Source organism: Moraxella sp. CTOTU49097 (assembly GCF_032064105.1).
Lineage (GTDB): Bacteria > Pseudomonadota > Gammaproteobacteria > Pseudomonadales > Moraxellaceae > Faucicola > Faucicola osloensis_B.
Genome location: NZ_DAMBOA010000020.1, coordinates 1 through 17193, shown reverse-complemented (window position 1 = coordinate 17193; position 17193 = coordinate 1). Strand labels below are relative to the sequence as shown.

General features: G+C 43.4%; 17 protein-coding genes. 4 read left to right on the top strand and 13 right to left on the bottom strand.

Annotated features, from left to right (window positions below; genetic code table 11):
• Positions 1-11: 11 nt before the first annotated feature.
• The 6 genes from RT064_RS09465 to RT064_RS09440 all read right to left on the bottom strand — a co-directional run bounded on the left by RT064_RS09465 (position 12) and on the right by RT064_RS09440 (position 5449).
• The gene (locus RT064_RS09465) at positions 12-737 is read right to left on the bottom strand and encodes an ABC transporter permease (RefSeq protein WP_128680037.1); all 726 of its coding nucleotides are present in this window, start codon (positions 735-737) and stop codon (positions 12-14) included.
• 11 nt (positions 738-748) lie between these two features.
• Entirely contained in the window at positions 749-1468 is a 720-nt protein-coding gene (locus tag RT064_RS09460; protein ID WP_007117180.1) for an ABC transporter permease, read from the bottom strand.
• Between the two features lie 229 nt (positions 1469-1697).
• The gene (locus RT064_RS09455) at positions 1698-2618 is read right to left on the bottom strand and encodes a transporter substrate-binding domain-containing protein (protein WP_313063052.1); all 921 of its coding nucleotides are present in this window, start codon (positions 2616-2618) and stop codon (positions 1698-1700) included.
• Between the two features lie 90 nt (positions 2619-2708).
• Positions 2709-3515, bottom strand: a complete 807-nt coding sequence (locus RT064_RS09450) for an ABC transporter substrate-binding protein (protein ID WP_313063051.1) — start codon at positions 3513-3515, stop codon at positions 2709-2711.
• Between the two features lie 77 nt (positions 3516-3592).
• On the bottom strand, positions 3593-4399 hold the full coding sequence (locus RT064_RS09445) for a transporter substrate-binding domain-containing protein (protein ID WP_313063050.1): 807 nt from the start codon (positions 4397-4399) through the stop codon (positions 3593-3595).
• Positions 4400-4654: 255 nt separating this feature from the next.
• On the bottom strand, positions 4655-5449 hold the full coding sequence (locus RT064_RS09440) for an ABC transporter ATP-binding protein (protein WP_313063049.1): 795 nt from the start codon (positions 5447-5449) through the stop codon (positions 4655-4657).
• Between the two features lie 240 nt (positions 5450-5689).
• On the opposite strand from RT064_RS09440, the gene RT064_RS09435 reads away from it, so the two are divergent.
• On the top strand, positions 5690-6976 hold the full coding sequence (locus RT064_RS09435) for a glutamate-5-semialdehyde dehydrogenase (RefSeq protein WP_313063062.1): 1287 nt from the start codon (positions 5690-5692) through the stop codon (positions 6974-6976).
• Positions 6977-7053: 77 nt separating this feature from the next.
• On the opposite strand, the gene RT064_RS09430 is transcribed toward RT064_RS09435, so the two are convergent.
• From RT064_RS09430 to RT064_RS09420, 3 genes are all read right to left on the bottom strand, one after another.
• Complete coding sequence (locus RT064_RS09430) at positions 7054-8157, bottom strand: RNA-guided endonuclease InsQ/TnpB family protein (protein ID WP_313063048.1); 1104 nt, start codon at positions 8155-8157, stop codon at positions 7054-7056.
• A 116-nt stretch (positions 8158-8273) separates the two neighbouring features.
• Positions 8274-8801, bottom strand: a complete 528-nt coding sequence (locus tag RT064_RS09425) for an META domain-containing protein (RefSeq protein WP_313063047.1) — start codon at positions 8799-8801, stop codon at positions 8274-8276.
• 94 nt (positions 8802-8895) lie between these two features.
• Positions 8896-9522: a GNAT family N-acetyltransferase gene (locus RT064_RS09420; RefSeq protein WP_313063046.1), complete on the bottom strand. Its 627-nt coding sequence runs from the start codon at positions 9520-9522 to the stop codon at positions 8896-8898.
• Positions 9523-9826: 304 nt separating this feature from the next.
• Here RT064_RS09420 and truD point away from each other — a divergent pair, with 304 nt between their 5' ends.
• A complete protein-coding gene (gene truD / locus RT064_RS09415; protein ID WP_313063044.1) occupies positions 9827-10915 on the top strand; it encodes a tRNA pseudouridine(13) synthase TruD in 1089 nt (362 codons plus the stop codon).
• Between the two features lie 8 nt (positions 10916-10923).
• Here the strand turns inward: truD and RT064_RS09410 are convergent, their stop codons facing one another.
• The 3 genes from RT064_RS09410 to RT064_RS09400 all read right to left on the bottom strand — a co-directional run bounded on the left by RT064_RS09410 (position 10924) and on the right by RT064_RS09400 (position 14285).
• Positions 10924-12273, bottom strand: coding sequence for a GGDEF domain-containing protein (locus RT064_RS09410; RefSeq protein WP_313063043.1), 1350 nt, complete (start codon positions 12271-12273; stop codon positions 10924-10926).
• 336 nt (positions 12274-12609) lie between these two features.
• On the bottom strand, positions 12610-13134 hold the full coding sequence (locus RT064_RS09405) for a C40 family peptidase (protein WP_313063042.1): 525 nt from the start codon (positions 13132-13134) through the stop codon (positions 12610-12612).
• 425 nt (positions 13135-13559) lie between these two features.
• Complete coding sequence (locus RT064_RS09400) at positions 13560-14285, bottom strand: YggS family pyridoxal phosphate-dependent enzyme (RefSeq protein WP_313063040.1); 726 nt, start codon at positions 14283-14285, stop codon at positions 13560-13562.
• 266 nt (positions 14286-14551) lie between these two features.
• Between RT064_RS09400 and RT064_RS09395 the strand changes: the two genes are divergently transcribed.
• Both RT064_RS09395 and RT064_RS09390 read left to right on the top strand, forming a co-directional pair.
• Positions 14552-15601, top strand: coding sequence for a type IV pilus twitching motility protein PilT (locus tag RT064_RS09395; RefSeq protein ID WP_128680027.1), 1050 nt, complete (start codon positions 14552-14554; stop codon positions 15599-15601).
• An 89-nt stretch (positions 15602-15690) separates the two neighbouring features.
• Positions 15691-16842, top strand: a complete 1152-nt coding sequence (locus tag RT064_RS09390; RefSeq protein ID WP_313063038.1) for a PilT/PilU family type 4a pilus ATPase — start codon at positions 15691-15693, stop codon at positions 16840-16842.
• Between the two features lie 70 nt (positions 16843-16912).
• Here RT064_RS09390 and RT064_RS09385 read toward each other — a convergent pair.
• Positions 16913-17193: GNAT family N-acetyltransferase (locus RT064_RS09385; RefSeq protein ID WP_313063037.1), on the bottom strand; the 281-nt coding region annotated here is incomplete at its 5' end.

The window sequence follows — 17193 nt, the reverse complement described above, 5'->3', positions numbered from 1 at the left end:
CTTTGCCTAGCTTAGGCAGTGACGCCCCCATTACTGACGGGCTGATAAGAAAGATGACGATTGATGCGTTTTTCAGCCAATCGAAACATCCCAATCAATAGCCAAGACAATAACAAATAAATGATACCTGAGGCAAAGAACAACTCAAAAACGGTATAAGTTTTTGACATAATCGTCGTTGCCACACCGGTGATATCCATCAAAGTGATGGTCGATGCCAGCGCACTGCCTTTGAGCATAAAAATCACTTCATTGCCATAAGCAGGTAGCATGATACCAAAGGCGCGAGGGAAAATAATTCGCCGCAATTTTTGGCTATACGACATGCCAATGGCATCGGCAGCTTCATTCTCGCCTTTGGGTATTGACTTGATAGCACCGCGGATGATTTCTGCAATATAAGCTGCCGTATTGAGGGTAAAAGCGATGATAGCGCACCAAAATGGGCTCGCTAACACCCCCGATTTCCACAGCACGGACTCGGTCACCCATTTAAACTGTGACAAGCCATAATAAATCAAAAAGATTTGCACCAATAGCGGCGTACCACGAAAAAAGAAAATATATGCAAACGGCAATGCCTGTACCCAAGGTTTTTTTGATAGCCTAGCCAGTGCGAGCGGCACTGCCAACATAAACCCCAATAAACCCGACAATACCACAAGCTCAATGGTAATAATACTGCCTTGCAGCAGTTTTGGGATACTATCAATAATAATTTGCCAATTCCAGTTCATTGATGAATCCCCTATTTCGCCATGCCGATTTTTTGCAGGCGTTTTGCATAACGCTCTGCTGGGTTATTGACCCATTCTAGCCACATAATCACACCGGTGATGATGACGGTCAGACTCAAGTACAACAATGCTGCTGCCATATAAAAAGTAAACGGGCTTTGCGTGGAAGTCGCCGCCGTTTTAGCATGGCGCATGATATCTTCAAGCCCGACCACAGAAACCAACGCAGTATCTTTGAGCAGTACCAAAAACAAATTACCCAGTCCTGGTAGTGCAATACGCCAGACTTGTGGTAACGTCACTCGCCAAAGTATTTGGAATTTTTTCATGCCAATCGCTTGCGCTGCTTCAGCTTGACCTTTTGGAATCTCTTGAAATGCCATACGAAAAGTTTCGGTCGCATACGCACCAAATGCCACAGACAGCGCCGTAACCCCCGCCCAGAACGGACTGACATCCACATATCCCGTATTGCCAAATTGCGATAGAATAAGCCCCATCAACATTGAGCCGCCAAAGTAAATAAACATGACTGACAGCAGTTCTGGAATACCACGGATAATCGTGGTGTAAGCGGTGGCGATGGCGTTGAGCACTTTAAACCGTGACATCTTAGCGGTCGCGCCCAATAATCCCAAAATCAGCCCAATGACCAAACTAGTCAATGCCAGTTTGATGGTGACCCAAGCACCGCTTAATAATAGCTGCCCAAAACCTTGTAGATCTAACACAATATCGATACCCTGTCTTGTTAACTCTGTTTGCTGACCTATTACCCAAAAAATGCTTAAAACGCAGTTTTACCGTCACATAGACAAAAGGTGATAACGGATATAACCTTTTGCTTTGTTTTTTGCAGGGTGCAATTTTACGTGATTGCCCTATCAAAAACCATCAAAAAAACAAAAAACTGAGTGACTTTTCACCCAGTTTTTGACTAAACCCAAGCGCTTGGTTAAGTTACTTGCTAGTACTTGCCACAGTCGTCGTAGTCGTTGTGGTACTAGAGACCGTGACTGCCACGCTGCTTGCCGCCGCTGTTGTGGTGGTTGCACTGCCAAAATATTGGTTATAGATTTTGTCATACGTGCCATTTGATTTTAACGTGGCAATCGCTTTGTTAAATTCTAAACGCAGTGGGTCGCCTTTACGGACGATGATACCCATTTTGTCATTAACATCAATCTCTTTACCTTTGATTTCAAAACCCTTACCTTCTGGCGTGGTCAGCCAATAAGCGGCAGGGGCTTTATCCGAAATCATCATATCCGAACGCCCTGCTGCCAAGTCCATAAACGCATTGTCCAACCCTTCATATAGGTTTAGCTTGGCTTTTGGGTGATTTTTTTCCATCCACTGGGTCGATAGCGTTGAACGCTGTGCCGCAACTGTATGGCTATCAATTTGGGCAGGATCATCCGGATTGATAGGGCTACCTTGTTTGGTCAAAAACACCAACGTATTGGTAAAATAGGGGTCGGTAAAATCGACCTGCGCTTGACGCTCTGGGGTGATAGACATGGCATCAATTACCACGTCATATTTTTTTGCCATCAAGCCTGGCAATAAACCATCCCAATCTTGTGGCTTGATTTCACATTTGGCTTTCATTTGTGCACATAAAGCTTGCATAAAATCCACATCAAAACCTGTCAAACTGCCATCTGCTTTGGTGATGCTAAAGGGTTTATAAGTCCCTTCAGTGGCGATGCGAATGGTTTTGCCAGCCATACTGCTCGATGTCTCAGTGTTGGTAGTCACCGCTGTAGAAGCGGCTGTGCTACCCGTCGTTGCCGCCGTTTTTTCTGCAGGTTTTTGACAACCCACTAGCGCTAGACCTGCCAATGCCAAGCTACCCAATAATGAAATATTTGCTTTCACCTTATACTCCTAATTTTTAACGTCTAACACATGACAATTTTTGCTTGTAAGCTTTAACGACACTAACAGGCAAATAAGTTATTTAACGGCTTATTTCGGTAAATCTGCAAAATATTTTTGGCTGATTTTATCGTAAGTACCATTGGCTTTTAACGCCGCCAGTGCGGTGTTGAATTTGCCAATCAATGGATCATTTTGACGAAGGGCAATGGCAATTTTGTCATCAATATTGATCGGTTGACCTTTGACTTCAAAGCCTTGACCTTTGGCGGTTTTTAACCATGATAGCGCTGGGGCACTGTCAGAAATCATCAAATCTGTACGACCTGCTTCTAGGTCAAGATAGGCATTATCTTGGGTGTCATACAGTTTTGGCGTGGCTTTTGGGAAGTTTTTGGCTAAGTACTCAGCGGCAGTCGTTGAACGCTGTGCACCCACGGATTTGCCCGCTAGGTCATCAGCGCCTTTTTCTACCCCTTTTTTGCCAATCACAACGAGGTTATTGGTAAAGTATGGGTCGCTAAATGCCACCACTTGGCGACGCTCTGCGGTGTCTGACATCCCCGCCATGATGGCATTGTATTTTTGTGCTTGTAGCCCTGGAATCAGACCATCCCAATCTTGGGAAATCACTTCACATTTTAGTTTGGCCTCAGCACATAGCGCATCTGCCAAATCAATCTCAAAGCCGATTAATTTGCCATTGGCATCTTTATAACTAAAGGGGACAAAGCTTGATTCGGTAGCGATACGAATCTGTGGCATATCTGCGCTTGCTGCTGTGGTTGCGTTACTTGCTGCTGCCGTGTCTGCCGCTTTTTCAGCAGGTTTTTGACAGGCGGTTACTCCCATCAAAATGGCTAACGACGATACACCCAAAACCGATAACTGTTTCATAACAACACCTTTTTGTCAAAATTTGAGGGTCACCCACATCTACTGTCTAAATTTTAAAACGATCGATACAACGTCAATTAATTACCAAAATGTTGCTTTTGTAATTTTGCCAACTCGCCATTGCTTTGTAGTGCATCTAAGGCTTTGTCAAATTCTGCTTTTAGTGGATCGCCTTTACGAATGGCCATTGCGATGTTGTCACCATTATCCATCTCACTGCCTACGATTTGGTAGTTGCTGTTTTGTTTTAGCCACTCGCTTGCGGTTACTTTTTCAGACAGCACTGAATCGATACGACCTGATTTTAGGTCAATATAGGCGTTGTCATAGTTGTCATACAATTTGATTTCGTTGGTTTTGCTCAGTTTATCTTGAAGGTACTGTGCCATAGTGGTTGAGCGTTGACCGCCGATTTTTAGCCCTGAAATCGCTTGTGGGTTGAATTTGCCACCTTTGGCAGCGACCCAAACCATGGTGTTTTTAAAATAAGGCGTGGTGAAATCCACTTGCGCTGAACGCTCTGGGGTAATTGACATACCCGCGGCAACCGCATCGTATTTTCGCGCCATCAAGCCTGGCAAAATACCGTCCCAATCTTGTGCTACGATTTCGCAGTCGAGTTTCGCTTGGGCACACACGGCTTTGGCAACATCCACGTCATAACCGCCTAATGTGCCATCGGCATTGGTGTAGTTAAATGGTTTGTAGGCGCCTTCAGTGGCAATACGAACTTTTTTGCCTGTGCCGGCACCGGCAGCGGGTTGGCTCGCGGCTGCACCTTCTGTTTTTTCAGCAGGTTTTTGACAGGCGGTTAATCCCATGCTAACTGCACATACCGTTGCCAAAGCGAGTTTTGAGTAGGTTGAATTCAAGGTTGATTGCATGGATGTTCCTTACAAATGAAATTTTTGAGTAAAAAGCGATTTAATATCAGGTTTCGCTTTCAGCGATTTCAATATTTAAAATCAATGCGACTAAAATAAATGCGAGTTTACAATTTAGTTAAAATTAACATAAATTAACATTTTTGCAAGTGAAAAACGTATGCAGCAACAATTAAATCGAATAAATTTTTTCTGATGCCTAAAATTACAAAACCGCCAATCGGATCGCGATTGACGGCTCATAGGTTGTTTGGATTATTTTTGATGGCTTGCCATAAAGTCTTTCACCCGCGCCGATTGCGGATTGTCAAACACCTGCTCGGGTGTGCCTATTTCTTCGATACGTCCCTCATGCAGGAACACCACTTGGCTTGATACATCGCGCGCAAAACGCATTTCATGGGTCACAATCAGCATGGTGCGACCTTCTTCAGCCAGCGATTTCATCACCGCTAACACTTCATTGACCAATTCTGGGTCGAGGGCAGAGGTTGGCTCATCAAATAGCAATACTTGGGGCTTCATCGCTAGCGCACGAGCAATGGCGATACGCTGACGTTGCCCACCCGATAAGTTTTCTGGGTAAGCATCTTTTTTATCCAGTAGTCCTACGCGTTTTAGTAGCACTTCGGCTTCACTGATGGCTTGGTCTTTGGAAATTTTTAGGACTTGGGTCGGCCCCTCAATGATGTTTTGTAAAATAGTCCGGTGTGGCCATAAATTAAAGTTCTGGAACACAAAGCCCATTTTTGAGCGAAACTGCTCAAGTTGGCGTTGATTGGCAGCAACCAAATCCCCGGATTTATTCGGTTTTAGCACCAATGCTTCACTGCCCAAAAAAACCTCCCCTTGTGAGGGGTTTTCAAGCAAATTTATACAGCGTAGCAAGGTGGATTTTCCCGAACCGCTCGAGCCTAAAATTGAGATGACATCGCCATCATAAGCGGTCAACGATACACCTTTTAGTACCTCAAGCGATCCAAAGTTCTTGTGGATATTGTTAAGTTGCAAGGCTACAGGACGCTGTAAGTTTGGCATAGCATCTGACATGATATTCAATCCAAAATTTGACGATAGGTGAAAAAAAACTGTCTATTTTCGCTTAAAATGCTACTAAAACGCAACTTTTTCTCTCATTTAACTTTATTTTATGGCGCCGGTCTTTAGCACTGGTTTTTAGATTGAGTCATCACCATTAATTTTTGTCTGTCAAAACTTTCTAAATTCCATTTTTGGATTGAAGTTGTTATGATGAAGCGATGATTATATTAGGGACTGACTATGCAAACCATGACTGATACCAAACATTATATGCAAACCGTGGGGCAGCAAGCGCGCGCCGCTTCAGCGATTTTGTCAAAAGCAGATACCGCGCTCAAAAATAACGCCCTACTCGCTATCTATGACGCCCTGCAACAAGCCAAATCACAGGTGTTGGCGGCCAATGCCACCGATATGCAAAACGGTCAACAAAAAGGACTGGATGACGCACTACTTGACCGATTAGCACTCACCGATGCGCGTTTTGAAGGCATGTTACAAGGGCTAAAAGATGTCGCTATGTTACCTGACCCAATTGGCGAGGTCACGGATATGACCTTTCGTCCATCGGGTATTCAGCTAGGTAAAATGCGCGTGCCGCTGGGTGTGGTCGGGATGATTTATGAATCTCGCCCCAATGTGACCATTGAAGCTGCGTCTTTGGCATTGAAATCTGGCAATGCGATTATCTTACGTGGGGGTTCAGAAGCGTTTTATTCTAACCAAGCATTGGCTGCGTGTGTCAAGCAAGGTTTGCAGGCAGTTGGTTTGCCAGAGGCGGCAGTGCAAGTGGTCGAAACCACCGACCGCGCGGCAGTGGGGGAACTTATTACCATGACCGAATTTGTCGATGTGATTGTACCGCGGGGTGGTAAAAGCCTAATTGAGCGTATCAGCAATGAAGCGCGCGTGCCTGTCATCAAGCACCTAGATGGTAACTGTCATACCTTTGTCGATCGCGATGCAAACTTGACTATGGCAACCGATATTTGCGTCAATGCCAAAACTCACCGCTACGGCACTTGTAATACCATGGAAACGCTGCTGATTGATAGCCAAATCGCTGCGCAAGCCCTGCCGCCAATTGCCAGCGCCATTGTCGCGGCAGACAGTGCCATGCAATTACGCGGCTGTCCAAAAACCTTAGCCATCTTGAGTGATACCGCTGAATTAACAGGTCATCTGTCAGCGGCGAGTGAGGCAGATTGGGATACCGAATATTTGGCGCCGATTTTGGCGATTAAAGTAGTCGCCGATATCGACGAAGCCATTGCCCATATCAATGCGCATGGCTCACACCATACCGATGCGATTATCACCGAAAACTACTCAAAATCTTTAACATTCATGCGTGAAGTTGATTCTAGTAGCGTGATGGTCAATGCATCAACCCGCTTTGCCGATGGTTTTGAATATGGTTTGGGCGCAGAGATTGGTATCTCTACCGATAAAATCCATGCGCGTGGCCCTGTGGGTCTTGAAGGTTTAACATCGCAAAAATGGATTGTGTTTGGGCATGGGGAAATCAGACAGTGACAGCTCAAATTTTTGGTAATCAAATAAATTGGTTTAACAAACCTACTTTAATTATTGGTATTGACTTCCTCCCCTCACTAGAGTGAGGGGATTCCTTCTGCAAGACGGTCAAGCCCGACCGCAAGAATGTTCTTACTGGCATTGATATCTCTATCATGCCATGTGCCACACTTAGCACAAGTCCATTCTCTTATTCGCAACCCTGCTCTACCTTTCGGACTACTGGACATATCGCCACAGCACGAACAAGTTTGGGTAGTGTATCGTTCATTCACGATTTCAAAACGACAACCTGCGTTCTCGCATTTGTAGGTCAGTTGTCGTTTGAGTTCAAACCAACCTGCATCGTAAACCGATTTGGCTAGTTTGCCTTTTTTGCTGTTAAATTGGGTGGTTTTAACGTCACCAACCACGATTAAGGCATTGTCTTTAACTAGTCGTGTGGTGAATTTATGTATCAAGTCTTGGCGTGTGTTTTTGATTTTGGCATGAATCGCTTTGACACGTTGTTTGTTTTTGGCACGTTGGGCAATGGCTAAATCTTTGGCATATTCGAGTGTTTGCTTGATGGTGAGTTTGTCACCATTTGAGGCGGTGGCACTTTCTTTTAAGCCTAAATCTATGCCTAGGCTGCCAGTACCACATTGTGTTTTGGGGTAGCCTTTGACGGTAATACACGCATACCAACGGTTACGGCTGTCTTGCACAATCTGGCAAGTGTTAATTTGATATAGCGATAGGTTGTAGCTATCCCATAGGTCGATTATTAATTTTTGTCCTTTGGCTAGGGATAGTTGCAGGGTTGATTTTAAGCCTTTTTTGCCTGCTTGGTAGGTGGCGATGTGTTTGATGGCGGATTGTTTAAAGGGTAGCCAACCGAGTGATTTATGCTTTGAATTTGGGTTATTGGTTCGCCATGCTAATTTAGCCTTTTTGAATTGCTTTCTAGCTTTGGCGTGAGTTTCGTTAATGGCTTGAATGGTTTGAGAATGTAACCCCAGCAGTTCACCGCTACCTTTGGTATATTCGTTTAAGTCGTAGGCTGAAAAGAATACACCAGTCTTTTGTAGGTGTTTGTAACTCAAGTCATTGACGTAGTTCCATACGAAATTGACTGAACCGCTTAACTTATTAAGCTTTGCTGTATGTTTATCTCGTATGCGTAGCTTGAGTGTTTTCATGGGGATATTTTAGCAAAATTTATGCAAGTATTATAGTGCGTAAGCATGGTTGCTTAAGTTGCCTTATATCCATTGCCTGAGGTCGGTGGTTTTACGGCAACGGAGGATAAAAACCATTATTTGGCAATCGCTTTATTGGCAACCGCTTTAAACAGGCTGATTTGATTGCTATCTGTTACCGTCAACATCGGTGTGCCTTTGCTATCTTGGGTCAGTTTAAATTGCCCTTGTAGTGTGGATGGTGCAGCGGCATCAAATGCCATGCGCGATTCTGGCATACACATCATGCGTGTGGAAACGATATTTTTTATCAATACATTGGCATCGGTCAGGCTATAATTGCCCCACATACGATTGCAGGTGTTGTCAAAGCTGACACGACCTTTATCAAAGCTGACCAATAGCGGTTTGGCTTGTTTAAACAATTCAGGTTTAGTGGGTTTACCCGCCAAATCAGTCACTGAGACCAATTGCCAGCGATAATTTTGCAACGTGGCATCCGCTAACGGTAAGGTGACCGCTTGGGTCGGGTTCATGATCCCTGACTTACTATCCGCTATGGTTTGACAGCCTGTCATTGCCAGCGTTCCTGCTATCAAGCAACTTAGCGCTAGTGCATAGGTTTTGGCACATTTTTTCATCATGATTTCCTTTTGTTTAAAATTATTGTGTAAAAAATTATTGCAACCATTATATAAAATGCCCTTAAGAATTTATTGCTGAGCATGACGATTATTGTTATTCGATTGCATTACTAGATTTGATGGACGCTTCATTTGCTTGAATGGGTTTTTGCAAAAATTCTAAAAATACATCATCGCGCTTGGGGTCGCCATTGTTGCCGTCTCTTGGAAATGCCATCTTCTCCCCTGTCATTAAATAACCGCGGCGCTGATAATAACTTAACAGCTCCGGTCGATGACTTAAAATCGACATGGATAAATAGGTTAAAGGTAAATGGGTTAAGTTTTTGGCGTGGGCGTGTCTGATAGCAAATGTTTCTACCGCAGACAACATCGTATCGCCAATGCCTTTACCTTGCAAAGCAGGATGAACCGCAAAAGTGCCAATATACGCCGCTGGCTGATGATTAATGGGTGAGAAATCCACAGAAATACACCCGAGCAAATCATCGCTATCGTGCGGATTTTCAAACACGAACAGATAAACGTTGGGGTTGTCTATCAGGGCTGTCATTTCCTCGGTCGTGGTACGAATCCCACCAATTAAAGCCGCTTCATTGGTCCAGCCTTCATCTGAGCGGTAACAGCGATTGAGCAAAGTGACCAAATTTTCGACGTCTTGTTGCGTCGCAACGCGTAATTGCACGGCGTTTTTATCGATATAGCTATCAGGGTTTTTCATGTTTTTTCTCTTTTTATACTCACATTCGCTAAACATAGGATGCGTTAAACATTTTGCCAAGTCAGCTGACCGATTTTGCCACCCAATGCACCTAAATTAGCCATCATATCTAACTTAGCAAGCACTACTTTATTGTCTATTACTTTGGCATTCAAGCCATATTTGACGTCATTGTTGTTGCTGTCATATTTTTAACATCCTAGTAACAGACAACAAAGCGTGCGGATAACAAAGCACTGCTGTAATCGAGATGGTTTATCAATCATCCATTTGTTAAAATAAACCTTTTACAAGTAACACTAGCATGCCAAAACTGCCTTCACCCTATACCGCTACGATTCAATCGGCGATTTATAAACAACAACCCACTGATTTTATTGTCCATGAAAAACTTGGCATTGAATGCAGCCATACAGGCGAGCATCTTTGGCTTCATATTCAAAAAACCCGAATGAATACCAATTTTGTGGCAAAGATATTGTCGCAATGGGCAGGCATTCCACTCAAAGATGTAGGATACTCGGGTCTCAAAGATCGCCATGCGCTGACGACGCAATGGTTTAGTCTTCGCTTGCCAAAAAAAATTGCCCCTGAACAAAACTTTGAGCAATTTGTCCAGACCAAATTAGCTAGCGATGAAACCCTAGAAATACTGGCGCAGCATTGGCATCATAAAAAACTGGGTCGCGGTACTCATGAGGCCAATCAGTTTATCATCACCCTACGCGACGTGGTGGGTGAGAAAGCCGCCATCGAGCAACAACTTGCGACCATCAAAACCCAAGGCGTTCCCAATTATTTTGGCGAACAGCGCTTTGGGCAAGATGCCAATAATATTGACGCCGCTATTGAACTATTTACCCATCATACAATTAGGGGCAAAAAAATTCATCGCAAATTTGATCAAGATAAAATCAGTCTGTATGTGTCGGCAGCGCGTAGTGAATTATTCAATGCCATCTTGGCAAAACGTATCGCATTGGGCATCTGGAACCAACCGCTTGATGGCGACGTGATGAATTTGGCGGGTTCAAACAGTATATTTGTGGCACAGCATATAGATGAGACTATGATATCAAGGCTACAAAGTGGCGATATCCATTTGACTGCACCGATGTGGGGCGCAGGCGAGTTAAAAAGTAGTGGTAAGGTTAACGCATTAGAACTATCAGTTATCACTGACAATCCCATTTATCAGCAGCTAAGTCAAGGTTTGATTGAGTTTGGTTTAAAGCAGCAGCGCCGCTCCCTGCGTATGCTGCCCAGTAACTTGCAATGGGTTTGGCAAGAAGGTGAGACACTGGTGTTAGAGTTTGAATTGCCGGCAGGCAGTTTTGCAACGACCATTGTTGACACGCTTGTTGCAAGCTCGGCACTCACCACTGGGTTATAGAAGCTAAGTTATAAAGGCTGATCCATTGGCGTCATCAATAAATAACATTGACCTGTGACCACACAGTTGCGCCCATTGGCTTTGGCTTGCTGCATTGCCAAATCGGAGAATTTGATAATGCGCTCAAGGGCAGGTGGCAGTTCAGGCATGGTCGGTAAACTATGCATATACTCGCGCATATATTCGATAAAACCGCGATTATCAACCGTGCTCTCGCTATCTCCCCCATGATTTTGATAAACGCTAGCAATGCCTAAGCTTGCGGTAAATTGAATTTCTGTATCAAAAATCCCATATCTCACCACTTGTTTTTCAAACGCTTGGCGCAGCTGTTCTGCCATGTCGACAGCTTGCTCAATCCCCATATTTGGCAAGATGATGCAAAATTCTTCCCCGCCCATACGTCCAAACATCGTCCCTGTCGGCAAGAAGTTTTTTAAGGTATTTGCGGTACAAATTAACGTCGCATCACCGGCGTCATGACCATATTCGTCATTGATATGTTTAAATTTGTCCAAATCAATATAAATCACACTAAGCGTGTTCCAATCGCTTTTACGTTGCCATAAATAACTCAAAAAACTATAAATGGTACGCCGATTGGCGATATTGGTGAGCGCATCGGCTTCTAGCAAATCATAAATTTTGCGGCGCTGAAAACTCATGACTTTCATGCCCTGTAAAATACAATACAGCGTGACCGTTGCCTTGGCGGTTACCAAAAAGCTAAAAGACAATCCCCAAAGCCAATGACTACGCGCTGCTAAGCTTGGATACAACCTAGGCAACAATTGCCACCAGTTCATGCTATTACTCATATTAAAAATAAATAATGCAACAATACAACTGACAAATGACACCCAGACCAATCGCCATCTTAATAACACCATCCCAAGACCTGTGGCGCTGATCAGCATTACGCCTTCTAGCGCACTGTTGTTGCCAATCCAAACGATAAAAAGATTTTCATAAATCAAATAGATGATTACAAAAAAGATTTGGTATTCTCGCCAAAGTCTTGATTGCTCAGGAATGCGAGTGATGAACCATAGTGAATACCCGCAAAACAACACCATCGCCAGTCCCAAATAGGTGATATGTATCATCAAGCTACGATTAAAGATTTGGTTAAACTTGTGCGCAAAAGGAAAGATATCTATGGGCGATGTGATGGCAAGAACTGTCGCATACCAAATCAAATGAAAAAATGTCTCAACCAACGCCAACATAATAAACAACATGAATTTATTGGTATTGTTGACTCTTGGCGAATTAATATATAGCGAAGGTTTAAAGCTAAAAAATTTTAGCGTTTGCTGCAATTGTTCTTTAAAGTTTGGCAAGGCGGCTTGGTTCATAGGATTATTGCAAAATCAATAAATCTATTAAAAAAGGGCGTCACGCATCAAACAAATCAAGACGGTTATGTCAGTCATTGATTAGTTTTAGTCGTTTGCATTTAATTTACCTTAAAGATTATATAAGGTATTGTTGCTTCATTCTAATACTTTATTAATGACCAATGGGTAAATGTTTAATTTTTTTTAATTATTCTTGACTTATCTATTTTATCAAAACTTCCTCGACAAAATAAAAAAGGTAAGCATTGGCTTACCTTGATCAACATTTTACAGCGTTTTAGCTTTATTGATTTTTTCAACAATATTTTTTAATAGTAATGTTCTTGATTACACTCAAGCGTCCAATACACGGCGCGCTGTCACGAATTTATTTGCCCAATAGCCAGAATCTAAACTTGTAATAGAAATACTTTTGCCGGTTGATGGTGAATGAATAAAACGACCTTCACCGATGTACATGCCCACATGAGAGATACGGCCACCGCCGTGAGAGAAAAACACCATATCGCCTGGTTTTAACTCGCTACGGTTAATACGTTCACCCACTTGCGCCATGCTGCCTGAGGTGCGTGGTAGATTGATGTTGGCGGTTTGTTTATAAACATACTGCATAAAGCCGCTACAGTCAAAACCACTCGTTGGGCTGGTGCCACCCCAGCGGTAAGGCAAGCCGATAAAGTTTTTGGCTTTTGCAATGAGGCTATCTGCTTTTGAGCCACCCTCTGGATTTTGAGAAACAGTTGAGTTAAAGCTACCAAAATATTCTGTGATACCATTGTCGGCATTGGCAGCGGTTGGGGCTAGGCTGAACAAGACACAAGGTAGAGCGGTTAATAAAGTTTTTTGAAGAAAGTTCATAGGGCTTTAATCCGTTCAGAACTTTTATCCGTATATGGGCTATATCAAAATTGATTGCTAGAAGCTAAAAAGTTGATATACGGATAAAAATTACATAACTATTGTATTGGTTACATTCTGTAAAACAACGCCATCATACCAATAAAGTTTTTTGGATGTGGATATCTTTTTTCCATAAAATGTTAAAAAATATTACAATGTAAACTAATTTGCTTACAGAAAGCTTATAGAAAGCATACAGCAATAATTTGGTAATAAAATCGTTGATTTAACACAACATTGGGTTAAATAACTACCTATTATCCCGTATTTATTTTGGTGTAATGTAAAAAAAGCAGGGTCAATAAGTAACTGACCCTGCGTAATAGTTGAGCAAAAACAGCTAAAAATCGTTAAATTGCTGTCTTTTTACCCCATCATTTGCACTAATCTCTTGCCCCAAAAATGGCGGTGCCAATACGAACGATGGTGGCACCTGCGGTAATAGCTTGCTCAATGTCACCGCTCATGCCCATTGACAAAGTATCCCACTGCTCAGGATGTGCATGATAAGGCTTATTTTGCTCAAAAAGCTGTTGGGTTTTGATAAAGGCAGACGCGGAGTTTTTGGCAGGGATAATCATCAGTCCGCGTAATTGCAAATTGGGTAATTGGCTAATCTGTGTCACCAATTCGGGTAACTGGTTTGGCTGGCAGCCTGATTTACTGGCTTCATCATCAATATTGACTTCGATACAGATATTGAGTGGCGGAAGGCATTCACCCCTTTGCTCATTGAGACGCTGGGCAATAATTAGGCGATCGACCCCATGCACCCAATCAAAATGCGCTGCCAACTCTTTAGTCTTGTTACGCTGGATATGACCGATATAATGCCACACCAATGGCTGCTCGTTGGCAGTAACGTCTTTGAGTGCTGCGATTTTTGCCACCGCTTCTTGCACGTAGTTTTCACCAAAATCTTGCTGACCTTGCTGCGCTAACGTGCGAATCATCCAGCTGGGTTTGGTTTTGGATACGGCAAGCAGTTTGACAGTTGGATTGAGCCTAGCAACGTCATTTTTCACCTGTTGCCAACGCGCTATCAAGGCTTGGTTTTCAGCGTCTGTTGCGATTGTAGCCAATGGCTGTTGTGCGTCGAATGTTTGCATGGTTAACTTTTCCTGTTGAAATTTTCCTGTTGATAGTGGACTGGCTTGATGGCTAACGAGTTAAGTTGAGGTTTTTTTGCACTTGTGTCCCCAATTTTCCAATTGAGTTTAACATAAGCTAAAATCAACAAAAAACTATGACCCCTAGTCAGTTTTTTCTGTTTTTTTTGTGGGCGGATGATTATAGTATAGCTATCTTTTTTTCCCGCGGCTTTTTTCTATTGCTGCTTTTGTATTTTCATTACCCACCTGTAGGATTCGTTATCATGGCAAAGGAATTATCGATTGACGATTTGTTGCGTTTTGCATTCAAAAATAAAGCCTCTGACTTACACATTTCAGCAGGCTTACCACCGATGATTCGGGTAGATGGTGAAATCACCAAAATCAATATGCCGCCGCTCGATCACCAAAAAGTGCATAGCTTGATTTATGACATCATGAACGACAAACAACGTGCCGATTATGAAGAATTTTTTGAAACCGACTTTTCGTTTGAAATTCCTAATGTGGCGCGTTTTCGTGTCAATGCCTTTAACCAAAACCGGGGCGCAGGTGCTGTATTTCGTACCATTCCGTCTGAGGTCTTGACGATGGAGCAGCTTGGGATGGGACCGATTTTTGAGAAAATCTCTAATTACAAACGCGGCGTGGTACTGGTCACAGGTCCAACGGGTTCGGGTAAGTCAACTACCCTTGCGGCGATGATTAACTATATCAACGAAAACCGTAAAGAACATATCTTAACCATCGAAGACCCGATTGAATTTGTGCATCAATCAAAAAAATCCCTTATCAACCAACGTGAAGTCCACCGTGATACCTTAAGCTTTGATGCCGCGCTGCGCTCTGCCCTACGTGAAGACCCCGATGTTATTTTGGTCGGTGAGATGCGTGACCTTGAGACCATCCGCTTGGCATTGACGGCTGCTGAAACAGGTCACTTGGTATTTGGGACATTACATACCTCATCTGCTGCCAAAACCATTGACCGTGTGGTCGATGTGTTCCCCGCCGCTGAAAAAGATATGATTCGTGCGATGTTATCTGAATCGCTGCAAGCGGTGATCTCGCAATCGCTACTCAAACGCCAAACAGGTGGTCGTGTCGCCGCGCATGAAATTATGATTGGTACGCCTGCGATTCGTAACTTGATTCGTGAAAACAAAGTTGCCCAAATGTACTCTGCCATCCAAACCAGTGCAGGCGATGGTATGACCACACTTGATCAAAGTCTTCGCGAGCTGGTCAATAAAGGCGTGATTAGCAAAGAATCGGCGCGCCAATATGCCAAACAACCGGAAAGCTTTATGTAATCACTGTTTTATAGAAACTATCTTATAGAAACAATGTTTATCAAAACACGGTTTCTAAAAATTTATACAAACAATGCGAGATACCTGTTATGGATTTTGATAAATTACTGCAGCTAATGGTACAAAAAAACGGCTCTGACCTTTTTATCACCGCCGATGCGCCACCCTCAATGAAAGTCAATGGTACTATTATGCCAGTCACCAAGTCAGCGCTGACCCCAGAGCAATCGATGACGCTTGTCAAAAGCGTGATGACGCCTAGTCAAATCAAAGAATTTGACGAAACCCTCGAATGCCAGTTTGCCATTAGTGACAAACACCAAAACGCCCGCTTTCGTGTCTCTGCCTTTGTCCAAAAAGACTGTGCGGGCATGGTGCTGCGTAAAATTGAAACCAAAATTCCGACGGTGGAGCAACTTAATCTACCGCCGATTTTGAATGAAATTGCCATGAAAAAGCGCGGTATCGTGTTACTGGTCGGTGCGACGGGTACAGGTAAATCTACCACGCTGGCGGCTATGATGGGTTATCGCAACGAGAATTCGCGCGGTCATATCATCACCATCGAAGACCCGATTGAATACGTGCATGAGCACAAAGGCTGTATCATCACCCAACGCGAAGTTGGCATTGATACCAAATCATTTGAAGCAGGATTAAAAAACACCCTGCGTCAAGCACCTGATGTGATTTTGATTGGCGAGATTCGTACCCGCGAAACTATGGATTATGCCATTCAATATGCCGAAACAGGACACTTGGTGTTTGCCACCCTCCACGCCAACAATGCCAACCAAGCGATTGACCGTATCATTCACTTTTTTGACGCAGAACATCATGAGCAGATTTTGATGGATTTGTCCTTAAACCTTCGCGCCATTGTGGCGCAGCAATTGATTGCCACCCCTGACGGCAAAGGTCGCCGCGCTGCGATTGAAATTTTGCTCAATTCGCAACTGATTGGGGACTACATCCGAAAAGGGGAAATCCACGAAATTAAGCCCGTGATGAAACGCTCTCGTGAACTTGGCATGCAAACCTTTGACCAAGCGTTGTTTGATTTGTATGAAAATGGCGAAATCACTTACCGCGATGCCATCAAACACGCTGACTCACCCAATGATTTACGCCTACTTATTAAGCTTGAGAGTAAATCAGCCAATAAAATTGATGAAAATGAACTAAATTTCTCCCTGCAATCTGACGATAATTGCGCCGCAAATGAAAACGCAATGTTCTAACAACAGGCTATCGTTCAATAATCATAGTAACTATGAAACACAAAAAGGCTCATATTGAGCCTTTTTTTATCTAATTTACACTTTTTCCCAAAATCACCACATCAGCCATAAAATCTTTCATATCACAAACTTGCTTAAATTTGCCCCATGACTCAAATCCTAGCCTATCAAACATCGCAAGGCTCGGTGAGTTATGGGCAAAAATCAGCGCAACAACTTGCTGCACGCCACAACTTGGCGCAACTTCGATTAAATAATTGACCAACGCCTTGCCCACGCCTTGCCCTTTGGCTTCCTCTGCCACATAGATACTGATTTCAGTACTGATATGGTAGGCAGGACGCGCGTATA